The sequence below is a fragment of the Wohlfahrtiimonas populi genome, assembly GCF_002006795.1.
Lineage (GTDB): Bacteria > Pseudomonadota > Gammaproteobacteria > Cardiobacteriales > Wohlfahrtiimonadaceae > Wohlfahrtiimonas > Wohlfahrtiimonas populi.
The window spans coordinates 279,587-296,068 of record NZ_MVDN01000001.1 but is presented as its reverse complement, the minus strand read 5'-3'; the positions used below and the strand labels follow the sequence as shown (position 1 = coordinate 296,068).

General features: G+C 37.0%; 18 protein-coding genes. 5 read left to right on the top strand and 13 right to left on the bottom strand.

Annotated elements, in window-relative coordinates; translation table 11 throughout:
* The first annotated feature begins 127 nt into the window (after positions 1-127).
* The 3 genes from proB (at position 128) to BZK16_RS01475 (ending at position 4,663) form a co-directional block, all read left to right on the top strand.
* Complete coding sequence (gene proB, locus BZK16_RS01485; protein WP_077927129.1) at positions 128-1,237, top strand: glutamate 5-kinase; 1,110 nt, start codon at positions 128-130, stop codon at positions 1,235-1,237.
* Between the two features lie 70 nt (positions 1,238-1,307).
* Positions 1,308-4,028, top strand: coding sequence for a preprotein translocase subunit SecA (gene secA / locus BZK16_RS01480; RefSeq protein WP_077927128.1), 2,721 nt, complete (start codon positions 1,308-1,310; stop codon positions 4,026-4,028).
* Between the two features lie 383 nt (positions 4,029-4,411).
* Complete coding sequence (locus BZK16_RS01475) at positions 4,412-4,663, top strand: hypothetical protein (RefSeq protein WP_077927127.1); 252 nt, start codon at positions 4,412-4,414, stop codon at positions 4,661-4,663.
* A gap of 194 nt (positions 4,664-4,857) precedes the next feature.
* On the opposite strand, the gene rpsT is transcribed toward BZK16_RS01475, so the two are convergent.
* From rpsT to hemL, 9 genes are all read right to left on the bottom strand, one after another.
* Complete coding sequence (gene rpsT / locus BZK16_RS01470; RefSeq protein ID WP_077927126.1) at positions 4,858-5,124, bottom strand: 30S ribosomal protein S20; 267 nt, start codon at positions 5,122-5,124, stop codon at positions 4,858-4,860.
* A 239-nt stretch (positions 5,125-5,363) separates the two neighbouring features.
* Positions 5,364-6,134, bottom strand: coding sequence for a MetQ/NlpA family ABC transporter substrate-binding protein (locus tag BZK16_RS01465; RefSeq protein ID WP_077927125.1), 771 nt, complete (start codon positions 6,132-6,134; stop codon positions 5,364-5,366).
* Between the two features lie 354 nt (positions 6,135-6,488).
* Complete coding sequence (locus tag BZK16_RS01455) at positions 6,489-7,202, bottom strand: methionine ABC transporter permease (protein ID WP_077927123.1); 714 nt, start codon at positions 7,200-7,202, stop codon at positions 6,489-6,491.
* A gap of 3 nt (positions 7,203-7,205) precedes the next feature.
* On the bottom strand, positions 7,206-8,222 hold the full coding sequence (locus tag BZK16_RS01450; RefSeq protein WP_077927122.1) for a methionine ABC transporter ATP-binding protein: 1,017 nt from the start codon (positions 8,220-8,222) through the stop codon (positions 7,206-7,208).
* 139 nt (positions 8,223-8,361) lie between these two features.
* Positions 8,362-8,529 (bottom strand): 50S ribosomal protein L33, encoded by a 168-nt coding sequence (gene rpmG, locus BZK16_RS01445; RefSeq protein WP_008315715.1) that lies wholly within the window; start codon positions 8,527-8,529, stop codon positions 8,362-8,364.
* 11 nt (positions 8,530-8,540) lie between these two features.
* Positions 8,541-8,777 carry a 50S ribosomal protein L28 gene (rpmB, locus tag BZK16_RS01440; protein ID WP_077927121.1) on the bottom strand — a complete coding sequence of 79 codons (237 nt, stop codon included), beginning with the start codon at positions 8,775-8,777 and terminating at the stop codon, positions 8,541-8,543.
* A 110-nt stretch (positions 8,778-8,887) separates the two neighbouring features.
* On the bottom strand, positions 8,888-9,925 hold the full coding sequence (locus tag BZK16_RS01435) for a type IV pilus twitching motility protein PilT (RefSeq protein ID WP_077927120.1): 1,038 nt from the start codon (positions 9,923-9,925) through the stop codon (positions 8,888-8,890).
* A gap of 62 nt (positions 9,926-9,987) precedes the next feature.
* The gene (gene rpe / locus BZK16_RS01430) at positions 9,988-10,659 is read right to left on the bottom strand and encodes a ribulose-phosphate 3-epimerase (protein WP_077927119.1); all 672 of its coding nucleotides are present in this window, start codon (positions 10,657-10,659) and stop codon (positions 9,988-9,990) included.
* Between the two features lie 4 nt (positions 10,660-10,663).
* Entirely contained in the window at positions 10,664-11,947 is a 1,284-nt protein-coding gene (gene hemL, locus BZK16_RS01425) for a glutamate-1-semialdehyde 2,1-aminomutase (protein WP_077927118.1), read from the bottom strand.
* A 130-nt stretch (positions 11,948-12,077) separates the two neighbouring features.
* Between hemL and rsfS the strand changes: the two genes are divergently transcribed.
* Positions 12,078-12,392: a ribosome silencing factor gene (gene rsfS, locus BZK16_RS01420; protein ID WP_077927117.1), complete on the top strand. Its 315-nt coding sequence runs from the start codon at positions 12,078-12,080 to the stop codon at positions 12,390-12,392.
* A 1-nt stretch (position 12,393) separates the two neighbouring features.
* Complete coding sequence (rlmH, locus tag BZK16_RS01415) at positions 12,394-12,864, top strand: 23S rRNA (pseudouridine(1915)-N(3))-methyltransferase RlmH (protein ID WP_077927116.1); 471 nt, start codon at positions 12,394-12,396, stop codon at positions 12,862-12,864.
* Here rlmH and BZK16_RS01410 read toward each other — a convergent pair.
* The 4 genes from BZK16_RS01410 to fabA form a co-directional block, all read right to left on the bottom strand.
* Positions 12,849-13,460 (bottom strand): protein-methionine-sulfoxide reductase heme-binding subunit MsrQ, encoded by a 612-nt coding sequence (locus tag BZK16_RS01410; RefSeq protein WP_077927115.1) that lies wholly within the window; start codon positions 13,458-13,460, stop codon positions 12,849-12,851. The genes rlmH and BZK16_RS01410 overlap by 16 nt on opposite strands.
* Before the next feature lie 2 nt (positions 13,461-13,462).
* A complete protein-coding gene (gene msrP / locus BZK16_RS01405) occupies positions 13,463-14,464 on the bottom strand; it encodes a protein-methionine-sulfoxide reductase catalytic subunit MsrP (protein ID WP_077927114.1) in 1,002 nt (333 codons plus the stop codon).
* A 251-nt stretch (positions 14,465-14,715) separates the two neighbouring features.
* Complete coding sequence (fabB, locus tag BZK16_RS01400; RefSeq protein ID WP_077927113.1) at positions 14,716-15,936, bottom strand: beta-ketoacyl-ACP synthase I; 1,221 nt, start codon at positions 15,934-15,936, stop codon at positions 14,716-14,718.
* A gap of 17 nt (positions 15,937-15,953) precedes the next feature.
* Positions 15,954-16,469 (bottom strand): 3-hydroxyacyl-[acyl-carrier-protein] dehydratase FabA, encoded by a 516-nt coding sequence (fabA, locus tag BZK16_RS01395; protein ID WP_077927112.1) that lies wholly within the window; start codon positions 16,467-16,469, stop codon positions 15,954-15,956.
* Positions 16,470-16,482 lie beyond the last annotated feature (13 nt).

Below are 16,482 nucleotides of genomic sequence, written 5' to 3'. Positions count from 1 at the left end.
CTAAATTTAACATCCTAAAATGGAAACAAGCTAAGGTAAGTTTGCTATGATAATCCCCTGCAACAAACCTTAATTTATTTTTGTGCAAATTAATTTTGCTTGAACTTGACATCATAATATGAATTGTATGGAAAAAGAAACTCTTTGGGTAATTAAAATCGGCAGTGCAATGATCACGAATGGTGGCATTGGTATTGATTATTCTTTATTGGATGATTACGCTGCACAAATCGCAAATTTACAATCGAAAGGCTATAAGATTGTCGTGGTTTCATCAGGTGCAGTTGCTGCTGGTATGAAACGATTGGGTTGGAGTGAACGACCCAAAGAATTGAGCGAGCTTCAAGCAGCTGCAGCAGTAGGACAAGCAAAATTAGTGGAAGCTTGGCAAACGGCATTGCAAAAATATCGTTTAACAGCAGCGCAGGTTTTGTTGACTCATGATGATGCTTTGGATCGTACTCGCTATTTAAATATCCGTGCAACACTCAACGCTTTGATCAATCACAATGTGATTCCTGTTATTAATGAGAACGATACGGTTTCTTATGATGAAGTTTGTATTGGCGATAATGATACGTTAGGTGCGTTGGTTGCAAACTTAATCGAAGCGGATACTTATATTATTTTGACAGATCAAAAAGGTTTGTATAACAAAGATCCTCGTAAAAATAGTGATGCGCAATTATTGAGCAAAGTTCGTGCGATGGACCCATCATTATTGGATATGGCAAGCCCAGAAGGTGGAAGTTTAGGCAAAGGTGGTATGTATACGAAAGTAAAAGCCGCACAAAAAGCTGCAACTTCAGGCACGGAAACATACATTGTTTATGGCAAATCTGAAGATGGCTTATTGAAAGTAGCTGCACGAGAAGAAATTGGTACGCAGTTTGAACCAGAGCACACAACAATGGCGGCTAAAAAGCGTTGGATACTCAATCAAGCGCATGTATTTGGCAAAGTTGTGGTGGATGAAGGTGCTGAAAAAGCATTATTAGTGCAGAAAAAGAGCTTGTTACCGATTGGTGTGATCGATGTCAAAGGCTCTTTCCAACGCGGTGATATCATCTCTTGTGTGAACGTTAAAGGTGAAGAACTTGGACGTGGATTGTGTAACTATAATTCAGAAGAAGTAAAGTTGCTCTTGAAAACGGCATCGAATGACATCATTAATAAATTAGGTTATGTGATATCAGAAGAGCTCATCCATAGAAATAACTGGGTATCACATCAATAAGTTCTTTTTGACGTTAAAATACGTTAAAATACACTGTTAATTTATATTTTTACTATATAGAAGGAATGCCATGTTTGGTGCGATTGCAAAAAAGATTTTTGGAACTCGAAATGACCGTTTGGTCAAAGATGCTTTCAAAATCGTTAAACAAATTAATGCATTAGAACCTACGATGCAAGCAATGTCTGACGAAGAATTAAAACAACAGACAGTTAAATTTCGTGAACGTATCCAAGAAGGTACTTCTTTAAATAAATTGTTACCAGAAGCATTTGCAACCATTCGTGAAGCAAGTACACGTGTTTTAGGTTTGCGTCATTATGATGTTCAGATGATCGGTGGTATTACATTGCACCAAGGTCGCATTGCAGAAATGCGCACAGGTGAAGGTAAAACTTTAGTGGCGACATTGGCTGTTTATTTGAATGCTTTAGAAGGTAAGGGTGTTCATGTTGTTACAGTGAATGACTACTTGGCAAAGCGTGACGCAACAGATATGGGCCGCTTGTATCAATGGATGGGTTTATCTGTTGGTGTCATCGTATCTGAACAAGGTCCTGAAGAGAAAAAAGCAGCTTACGAATGTGACATTACATATTGTACAAATAACGAAATTGGTTTCGACTATCTTCGTGACAATATGAGTTTCCAGCCAGAGCAGAAAGTACAGCGTCCACTTAACTTTGCTGTTATTGATGAAGTTGACTCAATCTTAATCGATGAAGCAAGAACACCATTGATCATTTCAGGCCCTGCGGAAGGTACAGCAGAGCTTTATCAAGCGATCAACTTGGTTGTTCCGCATTTAGTGAAAGCTGATGAAAATGGTGACAATGACTTTACGATCAATGAGAAAGATCGCCAAGTATTATTGACTGAAATTGGTCATGAACATGCTGAAGAGTTATTAGTTCAAGCTGGTTTATTGAAAGAAGGCGAAAGCTTATATGATGCGAATAACTTGAAGCTTTATCATCATTTAGATAGTTGCTTGCGTGCACATCACTTATTCCGCAAAGATGTGGATTATTTGATCAAAGAAGGTGAAATCATCATTGTTGATGAACACACAGGCCGTACATTATCGGGTCGTCGTTGGTCAGATGGTTTGCATCAAGCGATTGAAGCAAAAGAAGGCGTACAAATTAAGCCTGAAAACCAAACATTGGCATCAATCACATTCCAAAATTTGTTCAGAATTTATGAAAAACTATCTGGTATGACTGGTACTGCTGATACTGAAGCGCCTGAGTTATTAGAAATCTATGGTTTGGAAGTTGTGGTGATTCCAACAAATAGAGAGATCAAACGTAAAGATTATGGTGATTTGATTTTCTTAACACAAAGAGAAAAATACGAAGCGATCATTAAAGATATCGTGCATTGCCGTGAAGCAGGTCAACCTGTGTTGGTAGGTACTGCTTCAGTAGAAGTTTCAGAATTAATTTCTCAAATGTTAGATGATCGTCAAATTCCCCATGAAGTTTTGAATGCAAAACAGCATGAAAGAGAAGCTTATATCGTTGGTGCAGCAGGTCAACCTGGCGCAGTAACAATTGCTACAAATATGGCTGGTCGTGGCACAGATATTGTGTTGGGCGGTAACTTCTCAATGGAATTGGAAAGTCATCCTGATGCAACAGAAGCAGAAAAAGCTGCTTTGAAAGCAGAATGGCAGAAACGTCATGATAAGGTTCTTACTGAAGGTGGTTTACACATCATTGGTACAGAGCGTCATGAATCACGCCGTGTTGATAATCAGTTGCGTGGTCGTTCTGGTCGTCAAGGTGACGTCGGTTCATCTCGTTTCTATCTATCGTTAGAAGATAACTTGATGCGCATTTTTACATCGCCATCTGCTTACAATATGATGAAAAAATTGGGCATGGGTGATGGTATTCCTTTAGAGCATAAATGGATCAGCCGTTCGATTGAAAATGCCCAGCGCAAAGTGGAAGGTCATCACTTTGAAATGCGTAAGAACTTATTGCAATACGATAACGTTGCTAATGATCAGCGTAAAGTTATCTATCAACAGCGTGATGATATTTTAGCTGCAAATGATGTGGGTCCAGCAATCGATGCAATTCGTGAAACTGTATTCCGTGATTTAGTTGCTAAACATATCCCGCCACAATCATTCCCAGAGCAATGGGATATGGAAGGATTGGAAGAGAAATTATCTCGTGATTTCTTGATGGATGTGAAATTAGCTGCTTGGTTAGAAGAAGATCAAGAGTTGGATGATCAAAAAGTTGTAGATCGTTTAATCGAGATGAATAAGCAGGCGTATCATTCTAAACAATTTGTAAAATTACCTGATTCAGAGGAAGAAATTTCTATTGTTGATCAAGATAATTTCAAAGCATTTGAAAAGAATATTTTGCTTCAATTATTGGATCACAACTGGAAAGATCATTTGGCTGCGATGGATTATTTGCGTCAAGGTATTCAATTGCGTGCTTATGCTCAAAAACGTCCTGAGCAAGAGTATAAGAAAGAAGCATTCAGTATGTTCGAGCAAATGTTGGATCGCATCTATTACGACACAATTGTTTACTTGAGCCGTTTGAAAATTGAATTACCAACAGTATCAGAAGAGCAAGAAATAAGTTTATTGCCAGAAGATAGTAATGAAGCAGATGCAAGTGAATTGTTGATGAAACGCACATTCAGTGATGCAGGTGAAATCACAGGCCAAGAAATTGATTTCTCTACGGTTGGCCGTAATGATGATTGTCCTTGTGGATCTGGTAAAAAATACAAGCATTGTCATGGTAAATTAAGCTAATTGACAGAATTTTTTAAAAGCCTCGCATTAGCGGGGCTTTTTTATTACTGTAATATTTGTATAAATATAGTATAATTTTCTTTTTTTTTCTTTTCTTTATATTTTATTTGATGTTTAGTTTTGGGTTTTAGATGAATAAAGTATGTAAGTACAAGGAGATGAGTGCATGCCGTTATCACCTAATTTTTTAGTGATTACACATGATAATAGCTTTTCTAAGTTGGTTGATCGTTTTAATGTTGCATTAGAGGGTTTAGCGCATCATATCGTCGATATTAATGCTGATAGTGTTAGGNCTTTTTTTTTCTTTTCTTTATATTTTATTTGATGTTTAGTTTTGGGTTTTAGATGAATAAAGTATGTAAGTACAAGGAGATGAGTGCATGCCGTTATCACCTAATTTTTTAGTGATTACACATGATAATAGCTTTTCTAAGTTGGTTGATCGTTTTAATGTTGCATTAGAGGGTTTAGCGCATCATATCGTCGATATTAATGCTGATAGTGTTAGGTTGTTACCAAAACAGATGAATGAATTATTGAATGATTTAAACTTTGAGTTTTATAATTACTCTAAAGAGTTTAAAAGCTATCAAGGATTATCGACACTATATTGTTTATCAGCGTTATGTTGATGAAGTTGCAATCAGTTTATTGGAGTCATTGAAGCCAACGGATGAAGCTGGTATTAAGCAAATCAAGGATTTTAAGGAATCAGTTGAGCATATTTTAGTGTATTTGAAGAAGCGCAGTAAAATAGTACTGAAATAATGCCCAACCAACAGACGTAAAAAAAGCCCTGAAAAGGGCTTTTTTTGAAACTTAAGAATTAAGCAGCGATTGCTTTGATTCTTGCGTTCAAACGGCTAACCAAACGTGCAGCTGTTTTCTTATGAAACAAGCCTTTGTTTGCTGCGCGATCTAAAACGCCTTGTGCTTTTTTTAACGCATCTTTAGCAGATTCTACGTTGTTTTCTTGAATAGCTTTCAATACTTTCTTAACATAAGTACGAGTCATTGAACGGTATGAAGCGTTTGCTAAACGGTGTTTTTCCGCTTGGCGTACGCGTTTTCTTGCTTGAGCTGAGTTTGCCAAAGGTATTCTCCAAATATAACCAATAGTTTAAACAATATAAGACGCAACATTATCTTGCTTTTTAGTATAAAAGTCAATCATACCCAGAATTAAAATGCTGAGTTAATGTTACGTTTCAATCTGATTTTACGACCATTTCACTATTATAACCTGTTCTGATAATTAATGTAAAAATGTTGTCGAAATAAAAAAGAGTCGATGAAGATCGGCTCTTTTTAGATGATTCTTCTCTAATGAAATTAGAAGCCAGGTAAAATACTGCCTTGGTATTTTGTTTCAATGAATGATTTCATTTCTGGTGAATTTAATACTTTCATTAACTTCTGCACGTTCTCTTTATCTTTACTGTCTGCTTTTACAGTCACAATGTTTACATAAGGAGAATTTTTATCTTCAATGATTAACGCATCTTTCATTGGATTTAAATCAGCATCTAATGCGAAGTTTGTATTAATTAATGCTAAATCTACTTCATCAATTGCTTTAGCTAACATTGGAGCTTCTAGCTCAATGAATGATAAATTTTTAGGGTTTTCTTTGATGTCAGCAATAGTTGATAAGATGTTTTTTGGATCTTCTAAAGTGATTACGCCATTATTGTGCAACAAGATTAGAGCGCGTCCACCATTAGTAGGATCGTTAGGAATCGCAATTTTACCATTATTAGCAATTGCTTTAACATCAGTTATTTTTTTAGAGTAACCACCTAATGGTTCTAAATGAACACCGCCAACAGATACTAATGTTAAGTTGTTAGCTTTGTTGAACTCATCTAAGTAAGGTTGATGTTGCATAAAGTTTGCATCAACTTCGCCTTCGTCCAACATTAAGTTTGGCAGAACGTAATCTGTCACAACGACAACATCAATTTTAAAATCAGGCGCTAATGTTTGTGCGTGTTCTAAAATTTCTGCATGTGGAACTGGTGTTGCTGCGACTTTAATTGAATCCTGTGCATTTGCTAAAAATGGTAATGCAGAGAGAATCAATGCTGATGCTAATTTTTTCATGCTACGGCTCCTTACAATAATCCTAAATAGTTGTTATTTTCGCGTTAATCGGCGCATAAATGTATCGCCAACTAATTGAATAGTTTGCGCGATAATAATGATAATTACAATCACAAAGTTAGTAATTTCTGGTTGATTGCGATGGAAGCCAAATCTTGTGGCTAAATCGCCTAATCCGCCTGCACCAACAACACCAGCCATTGCTGTGAATGATAGTAATAAAATACCTGTAATGGTTGCGCCTGCAATGATGCTTGGGCGTNGTGCATTTGCTAAAAATGGTAATGCAGAGAGAATCAATGCTGATGCTAATTTTTTCATGCTACGGCTCCTTACAATAATCCTAAATAGTTGTTATTTTCGCGTTAATCGGCGCATAAATGTATCGCCAACTAATTGAATAGTTTGCGCGATAATAATGATAATTACAATCACAAAGTTAGTAATTTCTGGTTGATTGCGATGGAAGCCAAATCTTGTGGCTAAATCGCCTAATCCGCCTGCACCAACAACACCAGCCATTGCTGTGAATGATAGTAATAAAATACCTGTAATGGTTGCGCCTGCAATGATGCTTGGGCGTGCTTCTCTTAATAATACAGAGAAGATAATTTTATGCATTGGTGTACCCATGCTCACAGCAGCTTCAATGATGCCACGATTAACTTCGCGCAAGGATGTTTCAACGAGTTTAGCAAAGAAGGGAATTGCGCCAATTGCTAATGGAATGATTGCACCTTTTACACCAAAGGATGTATTCACTAATAGCTTGGTATAGGGCAATAGATAAATGATCAAAATTAAGAATGGAATGGAGCGTAATACATTGGTAAAAATGGATAACATAGGGTAAACAATTTTATTTTGTAGTAGTTGTTTTGGGCTTGTTAAATATAAAACAACACCTAAAATGATGCCAAAAACTGTCGTGACTGCCCATGAAGCCATTAACATTTGTAAGGTTGCTTCTGTTGCATCCCAAAGCATATTCACTTTAACTTTAGGAAAGGTATCTTGAATTAAACTTTGTAGGGCGCTGATAGCCCATGTTTTGAAATCTGTATACATGATTTATAAATTAACCGCTAATGTATGGATATTTTTGGCTGAGAATTCTTTTAAGGCATTGGTTTGTGCTTCTTCACTACCATTTAATGCAACAAGTAATTGCCCATAAGGTAAATCTCTAATGTAGCTAATATTGCCAGATAGAATAGAGAAGTGAACACCTGTGGATTTAATGATGTCACTTAAATGTGGATGGTAGGAATCTTCGCCAGAATAAGTAATCTGATAAAGATTGGCATCTTTCATTGTGCTTGTTTTTAAATGTGCTTTTAATTCATCATAATGGCTATTATCTAAAATAAATTCTTTGGTGACATTGTGTTGAGGGTTTAAAAATACTTCTTCCACAGGACCTAGTTCAACAACTTGGCTTGCATGAATGACGCCAACTTTATGACAAATTTTACGAATTACTTCCATTTCATGGGTGATTAATACAATTGTTAAGCCTAATTTTTGGTTAATATCACGTAATAATTCTAAAATGGACTGTGTTGTTTGTGGATCCAATGCTGAAGTTGCTTCATCGCACAATAGGACTTTTGGTCGATTGGCTAATGCTCGCGCGATGCCAACGCGTTGTTTTTGCCCACCTGATAATTGTGCAGGATATTTATTGGCATGTTCCGTTAAACCTACTAATTCCAATAATTCATCAACGCGCTTTTTAACATCAGCTTTGGATAATTTCTCCAAGCGTAATGGAAAGGCGATATTGTTAAAAATGGTCTGACTATCAAACAAATTGAAATGTTGGAAAATCATGCCGATTTTTCTGCGTTCATGCATTAATTCATTTTTGCTGAGTTTTGTTAAATTAATATTATCTAGAATGACTTCACCTGATGTTGGTTTTTCTAGAAGATTTAAACAGCGAATTAATGTGCTTTTCCCTGCACCAGAATGGCCAATGATGCCAAAAATTTCACCTGCTTCTATAGTGAGTGAAATATTATTGAGCGCAGTAACAGGGCCTTTGGATGAAGGGTAAGATTTTGATATATTTTCTAATTTGATCACGATAGATAGCGATTAAGTGAATAAAAGATAGTGCACAATCTAGCACAATAGTACTTGAAATTGAAGTTTATGCTTTTGATTCATAGCAGAAACTAAAAAAGCAACCTTTCGGTTGCTTTTAGAAGAAACTTAAACTGTATTATTTAATACGAGCTTCTTTATATAAAACGTGTTTACGAACAACGGGATCATATTTCATGAACTCTAATTTTTCTGGAGTTGTTCTTTTGTTTTTTGTAGTAGTGTAGAAATGACCTGTTTCAGCCGTTGACACTAACTTGATTTTTTCTCTGATACCTTTTGCCATGATAAAGCTCCTTAGATTTTCTCACCACGTGCACGAATATCTTTAAGAACAGCATCGATACCTTTCTTATCGATAGTTCTTAAACCAGCAGACGTTACGCGTAATGTTACAAAGCGCTGTTCGCTTTCTACCCAAATACGATGTGAGTGAAGATTTGGTAAAAAACGACGGCGAGTTTTATTGTTTGCGTGAGAAACATTGTTCCCAACAGCAGGTGCTTTACCAGTGACTTGACAAACTTTACTCATAATTAAAATAACCTATTTCAATAAAATAAATTCTTTGAGGAACGCAAAAACCGTTCCTTAAAAACAGACACGTCATTATACTTATTTGAAAAAAATATGCAATATAATGACTAACTAAAATCAGATGGAACTTTTGCTTTACTTGCAGCAACTTCTTTATCAATCATGCCAGCCTTAACAAGCTGTTGCAAATGCTGATCAAGGGTTTGCATGCCGAATGATTGTCCTGTTTGGATTGCAGAATACATTTGTGGAATCTTATCTTCACGGATAAGATTTCGAATAGCATTTGTACCCATCATGATTTCCCATGCTGCAACACGACCACCACCTTTTTTCTTTAGAAGCGTTTGAGAAACAACAGCTTGTAAAGATTCAGATAACATTGAACGAACCAATGGTTTTTCGCCTTCTGGGAAAACGTCGATGATACGGTCAATGGTTTTAGATGCGGATGTAGTATGGAGTGTGCCGAAGACCAAGTGACCAGTTTCCGCCGCAGTTAATGCTAAGCGAATAGTTTCTAAGTCACGAAGCTCACCCACCAAGATAACATCAGGATCTTCACGAAGTGCAGAACGAAGTGCATTGTTAAATGACAATGTATCTCTATGAACTTCACGTTGGTTGATCAACGATTTTCTTGGCATGTGAACGAATTCGATTGGATCTTCAACCGTTAGAATATGGTAAGGGTGATGCTTATTTAAGTAGTCAATCATTGCAGCTAACGTTGTTGACTTACCCGAACCAGTTGGCCCTGTTACCAAAACTAAACCACGAGGAACGGAAACCATCTGTCTGAAGATTGCTGGCATACCTAATTCATCCATAGATTTGATGTTATTAGGAATTGTTCTGAAAACTGCGCCAACGCCTCGATTCTGATGGAATGCGTTTACCCTGAAACGAGAAAGACCAGGAACATCTACAGAAAAGTCAGCTTCTAATTCAGCATCGAAAGTTCTACGTTGCGTATCGTTCATGATTCCATAAATTAAATCATAAACCGCATCATTATCCATTGCAGGTGCATTGATGCGCGTTACATCGCCATCAATACGCAAGAGTGGAGGCAATCCTGCTGATAAGTGTAAGTCCGATGCACCAGACTTTACAACAAAGGTTAATAGATCTGTGATGTTCATATCCGTTCTCGTTTAGTTTTTTGTAATAAAATAATCTTAACATTTTAAACGACAAAAGCGTATCAGTCTAATTTCGCATTTGATTTAAGTCTATTAATGATCTCTTTGTAATTATTTTGAGTGAAAATAGCACTGCCAGCAACAAATATATCTGCACCAGCTTTAGAAATTTCAGCAATATTATCTGCATTGACACCACCATCAATTTCTAAGCGAATTTCTCTGCCACTATCATCAATCATTTTTCTTAATTTTGCTAGTTTATCTAGCGCAGATGGAATGAATTTTTGTCCACCAAAGCCTGGGTTTACGCTCATCACTAGGATCATATCTAAATAATCCCAAACATGTTCCAAGATATGTACTGGTGTTGCAGGGTTTAAAGCTAAGCCTGCTTTGCAACCATGAGATTTAATTAATTGTAATGAACGATCCACATGCAATGATGCTTCTGGGTGGAATGTGATGTAGCTTGCACCTGCTTTGGCAAAAGACTCAATCATGCGATCCACTGGTGAAACCATTAAATGCACATCGATTGGTGCAGTTACGCCATAATCACGTAATGCTTTGCAGATCATTGGGCCAAATGTTAAGTTTTCAACATAATGATTATCCATTACATCAAAGTGAATAATATCAGCGCCAGCATCCAATACATTATTAACTTCTTCACCCAAACGAGCGAAATCAGCGGATAAAATAGATGGTGCGATCCATGGAGTTTGTTTCATGTGATTAACCTTTAATCTTTGTTAATGTTTCATCGATGGCTTGAATTGTAGTATCTAAATCATCATATGTGTGCGCGCTTGATAAGAAACCTGCTTCAAAAGCACTTGGTGCTAAGTAAATACCACGATCTAATAAGCCATGGTAGAATTTTTTGAAGAATTCTACATCGCTTGTCATCACATCTTTATATGTATGAACAGCACGATCTGTGAAGAATAAGCCAAACATGCCGCAAACATGATTAATATGTAATGGTTGATTGTGTTTTGCAAAAACCTTTTGAATACCTTCCATTAGGTAATCTGTTTTAGCTTTTAAATCTTCGTAGAATCCATCTTCAGAAATTAATTCTAATGTTGCGATACCAGCCGCCATTGCAACAGGATTGCCTGATAATGTACCAGCTTGATAAACTGCACCATTGGGTGACATATGAGCCATGATTTCTGCTTTACCGCCAAATGCGCCAACTGGCATGCCGCCACCGATGACTTTACCAAATGTTGATAAATCAGGTGTGATGTCATACAAGCCTTGCGCTGAATGTTTATGTACACGGAATCCTGTCATTACTTCATCCATGATGAATACAGAATCTGCAGCTGTACAGCAATCGCGGATTGTTTGTAAGAATTCTTTAGATGGTGGAATACAGTTCATGTTGCCCGCGATTGGTTCAACGATTACACAAGCAATTTCATCACCATATTTTGCAAAAGCTTCTTTTAACTCTTCAGGATTATTGTATTCCAATACGATTGTATGCTGTGTTAAATCAGCAGGAACGCCTGGTGAAGAAGGTTCTGCAAATGTTAATAAGCCTGATCCTGCTTTTACTAATAATGAATCTGAATGGCCATGATAGCAGCCTTCAAACTTAATAATTTTGTTACGATTTGTATAGCCACGTGCCAAACGGATTGCACTCATAGTTGCTTCTGTACCTGAGCTTACCATGCGCACGCTATCCATGGATGGAATGATTTCCAATACTTTTTTAGCCAAAACAGTTTCTGAAACAGTTGGTGCACCGAAAGATAAACCATTTTTAGCTGTTTTAATGACAGCTTCGATTACTTTAGGGTGAGCGTGACCAACAATCATTGGGCCCCATGAACCAACGTAATCGATATATTTTTTACCATTTTCGTCGTAAATGTAAGCACCTTCACCTTTTTTGAAAAAAACAGGTGCGCCACCGACTTGTTTAAAAGCTCTCACTGGAGAGTTAACACCGCCTGGAATGTATTTTTGTGCTTCTTCATAAAGTGCTTCAAAACTGACCATTTCTCAACCTTCAAAACTAAATGATAAAAGTATTATTCTATCAAACTTAATTAAGTTTTAATTGTTAAATTAAAATGAAGTACAATATAGGGCACTATTGTATTAATTTTAAATGAACTGGATGAAATTTATGTCAGAAGCGATGAAGAATATTGTTGAAACTACCTTGGATGATATGAAAGGTGTGGATATTAAAGTATTCGATGTAAGCAAAATTGTTAAGTATGCAGATTGGGTTGTAATCGTGACAGGTACATCATCAACGCATTTGAAAGCAATGGCAGGCAAATTAGAAGTGGCAATGAAAGGTCAAGGTCACTTAGCGATCGGCACGGAAGGTGTAGATAGCGGTAACTGGGTATTGCAAGATTATGGTGATGTTGTTGTTCACATCATGACTAAAGATGCGCGTGAATTCTATCAATTAGAGAAATTGTTCATCTAGTATGATTGTTCACTTAATCGCCATTGGCAATAATATGCCAAATTGGGTTAAAGACGGCTTTGACGAATATCAAAGCCGTTTGCGTAATGAAGTTCAGTTAAAAATGGTTGAAATTCCCGCACAAGCCCGAAAGAAAAATGCAGATATCAGTAAGATCTTGAAAGAAGAAGGGCAGAAGATGCTCGCTGCTGTGCCAAAAGGCGCGCGCATTGTTGGATTGGATGTGATTGGTAAAGCTGTCACAACGCCTGAGTTAAGCCAAATGATGGCTGACTGGTTGCAAGGTGGAACCGATATCGCTTTATTAATTGGTGGTCCAGAAGGCTTTTCTGATGAAGTGAAGCAAAGCTTTCAGCAAAGCATTTCACTATCAAAATTAACATTACCGCATCCGATGGTAAGAATTTTGGTGGCTGAGCAATTATTCCGTGGTTGGAGTATTTTACATAACCATCCTTACCATCGAGAGTAATGCTGTTTTCGTTTTTGATAAGCGCGAAAAAGATGATTAGCCCACAAAGCTATAAAAACGATTAAGTAATAGATTGCGATAGGATCTTTGACTTTTAATGCAATGTAGTAATGAAATGAAGAGAATATTGCAATGGGATAGACTAAATTGTGCAACCTTTTCCAGTTTTTTTTCAGTTGTTTAATTGAGTATTGATTTGAAGTGATCGCCAGAGCGAGTAATCCGATCAATGCGATACTGCCTAATATCAAATATAATCTACTAGTGATTTCATTAAAAAATAGTGCTATATCACCTGCGAGTTCAAATAATAAATAGCTGAAAACATGAGCGATTGCCCAAAAAAATGTGGTTAATCCTATGGTTCTTTTTAATCGATTGAGAATATTCCAGTGTGATATTTTTACCATAGGAGATATTAAAAGGGTCGCCATTAAGAAATTAATAGTTGTGGTTCCTGTGAAATGTTGGATATCTTTGGCAGGATCTGCACCAAGCTGATTCGTTAATGTTAAATATACTAGCCATAAGAATGGAATGATGCCTGTGCTGATAACTAGTATTTTTAATGGAATGATAGGATTAATTATTTTCATGACTAGTAATATTTATGAAGATTCATGTTTTTATAAAGTTCAGCAACTTCAGGATAGCCGTTAAATAGCAATGTATCTTGTCGTTTTGCACCAAATAATCCCTCTGAACCTATGATTCTTTCAGATGCTTGAGACCAGCGAGGATGCGATACATTTGGATTCACATTAGCATAAAAACCATATTCATTCGGAGCACTAATGTTCCAAGTGGTTGGTGGTTCGTTTTCTGTTAAGCGAATATTTACAATCGATTTTATACTCTTAAATCCATATTTCCATGGAACGACTAAGCGAATAGGCGCACCATTTTGTGGAAGTAGTTTATTGCCATATAGACCAACAGCTACAAAAGTTAGTGGGTGCATTGCTTCATCAATTCTTAATCCTTCAATATAAGGAAATGAGAAATTTCCTGAGAATTTTTTCCCTTGATTAGGAAATTGCTCAGGATCATACAAAGTTTGGAAGGCAACATACTTGGCATTGTTGGTTGGATCAACCATTTTTAATAATGCAGAGAGGGGGAAGCCTATCCAAGGAATGACCATAGACCATGCTTCAACACAGCGGAAACGATATATTCGTTCTTCTAGATCAAATTTATTAAAAATATCGTCTAAATCTAGTGTCATGGCTTGATTGATTTCACCATCTATTTCTACTTTCCATGGATCAGATTTAAAGTTTTGACTTAATCTAGCAGGATCTGCTTTGTCCCATCCAAATTCATAAAAATTATTATATCCTGTGACTTTATTTTCAGGTGTTAATTCTAAATTGGGGCTATATATTGTCGAGTTGAAAAACTTAAGAGAGGTGGGTGCATGTAAATTTGATGGCATTTTAGGTTGTTGTTCAAACCAGCTTTGTGCGCGGCTAATGGCGATGCCAGATGCAACGCTTGAAGCTGTAAATAAACCAAGTCCTTTGAGTATTCTTCGGCGATTGATAAAAATTTTTTCATCAGTTACATTATTTTCTTTAATATTTGAGCGAAATTTCATAATAAGCCTTGTATTTATTTAATTCGCCATGACATTGGCAGTCATATTATTTTATTGAAGTGAAAAGAAAAGAATAGTTTATTAATTAAATAATAAGAATAAGAGTTGTTTATGATGGCTATTATGTCGTATATTCTTTTAATCATACAGCTTTTATTGAATTAATCTATAGTAGTTAGCTTATAAGAAAAGCCTAATCATTAATGATTAGGCTTTATTTGTAATACTGTAATCAGGTAATGAAATGAGTGTTAGTTTTTATAACGGCTCAATACAACAGTTGCATTGGTGCCACCGAAGCCAAAGCTATTGCTCATGATATTGTTGATTTCGATATCTTCAATTTTTTCACGAACGATAGGGAAGCCTTCTAATTTAGGATCAACATTGTCGATGTGTTGGCTAGCTTGAATAAAGTTATTTTCCATCATTAATAATGAATAGATCACTTCGTTTACGCCAGCTGCACCTAATGCATGACCAGTTTGTGATTTTGTAGACGTGATGTAAGGGAATTTATCGCCAAATACACGTTGTACAGCCATAATTTCAGGAATATCACCTGCTGGTGTTGATGTGCCATGTGCATTGATGTAATCAATTGGGCCTTCAACTGTTGATAATGCTTGACGCATACAGCGCTCAGCACCTTCGCCACTTGGGGCAACCATGTCATAACCATCAGATGTCGCGCCGTAGCCGGTGATTTCAGCATAGATTTTAGCCCCACGTTTTAAAGCGTGTTCTAATTCTTCGACAACAACAATACCGCCGCCACCAGAGATAACAAAGCCATCACGGTCCGCATCATAAGGACGAGAAGCAACTGAAGGATTGTCATTATATTTAGTAGACAATGCGCCCATTGCATCAAACATTGCACTCATGAATGGATGCAATTCTTCACCACCACCTGCAAAAATGACATCTTGTTTACCCAATTGGATTTGTTCTGCTGCGTTACCAATACAATGTGCAGATGTAGAGCATGCTGAGCTAATAGAATAGTTAACACCTTTGATTTTGAAAGGTGTTGCTAAACATGCTGATACTGTGGAACCCATTGTACGAGTTACCATGTAAGGACCCATTTTTTTTGTCGCGCCAGTATTACGCATGCTGTCAATTGCTTCAATTTGGTTACGAGTGGAAGCGCCACCAGAACCAACGATCAAACCTGTACGTTCGTTAGAAACCATTTCAGGTGGAAGTTTAGAGTCTTCAATCGCTTGTTCCATAGCTAAGTAAGCGTAAGCCGCAGCATCAGCCATAAAGCGGAAAGCTTTACGATCAATATGTTCAGCAGGGTTGATGCGAATAGCACCATGAACATGGGATCTGAAACCTAAATCAGCCATTTCTTGTGAAAATTCAATCCCTGATTTGCCTGATTTGAGAGAATCTAATACTTCTTCTTTGTTGTTTCCGATACTAGAAATAATCCCAAGACCTGTGATAACAACACGTCTCATAATGTTTCTCCTAAACGTTAAAAATTATCTGTTGAGGTAAAAAGACCAACTTTAAGGTCTGAACCAGTGTAGATGATTTTATCATCCACAGATAAAGTTGCATCTGCAATACCCATTGTTAATTTGCGCAAAATAACACGTTTCATGTGAATATGGTAGGTTACTTTTTTAGCGGTTGGCAATACTTGACCTGAAAATTTTACTTCGCCTGAGCCTAGAGCGCGGCCGCGACCAATACCACCTTTCCAGCCTAAATAGAAGCCAACGAGTTGCCACATTGCATCTAAGCCTAAGCAACCTGGCATGACGCTGTCGCCAATAAAGTGACATGGGAAAAACCATAAATCTGGATTGATATCCAATTCTGCAACGATCAAGCCTTTGTTGTAGTTACCGCCATCATCTGTGATTTGCGTGATGCGATCAAACATCAGCATAGGAGGTACTGGTAATTGAGCATTACCTTCGCCAAATAGTTCGCCTCTGCCACACATTAGCAGTTCTTCTTTGGTATAGCTTGATTGTTTTGTCACATCAATTCCTTTG

Coding starts and splice junctions, on each gene's coding strand:
- proB (WP_077927129.1), top strand. CDS start 128: ATGGAAAAAGAAACTCTTTGGGTAATTAAAATCGGCAGTGCAATGATC.
- secA (WP_077927128.1), top strand. CDS start 1,308: ATGTTTGGTGCGATTGCAAAAAAGATTTTTGGAACTCGAAATGACCGT.
- BZK16_RS01475 (WP_077927127.1), top strand. CDS start 4,412: ATGCCGTTATCACCTAATTTTTTAGTGATTACACATGATAATAGCTTT.
- BZK16_RS01465 (WP_077927125.1), bottom strand. CDS start 6,134: ATGAAAAAATTAGCATCAGCATTGATTCTCTCTGCATTACCATTTTTA.
- BZK16_RS01455 (WP_077927123.1), bottom strand. CDS start 7,202: ATGTATACAGATTTCAAAACATGGGCTATCAGCGCCCTACAAAGTTTA.
- rpmG (WP_008315715.1), bottom strand. CDS start 8,529: ATGGCAAAAGGTATCAGAGAAAAAATCAAGTTAGTGTCAACGGCTGAA.
- rpmB (WP_077927121.1), bottom strand. CDS start 8,777: ATGAGTAAAGTTTGTCAAGTCACTGGTAAAGCACCTGCTGTTGGGAAC.
- BZK16_RS01435 (WP_077927120.1), bottom strand. CDS start 9,925: ATGAACATCACAGATCTATTAACCTTTGTTGTAAAGTCTGGTGCATCG.
- rpe (WP_077927119.1), bottom strand. CDS start 10,659: ATGAAACAAACTCCATGGATCGCACCATCTATTTTATCCGCTGATTTC.
- hemL (WP_077927118.1), bottom strand. CDS start 11,947: ATGGTCAGTTTTGAAGCACTTTATGAAGAAGCACAAAAATACATTCCA.
- rsfS (WP_077927117.1), top strand. CDS start 12,078: ATGTCAGAAGCGATGAAGAATATTGTTGAAACTACCTTGGATGATATG.
- rlmH (WP_077927116.1), top strand. CDS start 12,394: ATGATTGTTCACTTAATCGCCATTGGCAATAATATGCCAAATTGGGTT.
- BZK16_RS01410 (WP_077927115.1), bottom strand. CDS start 13,460: ATGAAAATAATTAATCCTATCATTCCATTAAAAATACTAGTTATCAGC.
- msrP (WP_077927114.1), bottom strand. CDS start 14,464: ATGAAATTTCGCTCAAATATTAAAGAAAATAATGTAACTGATGAAAAA.
- fabB (WP_077927113.1), bottom strand. CDS start 15,936: ATGAGACGTGTTGTTATCACAGGTCTTGGGATTATTTCTAGTATCGGA.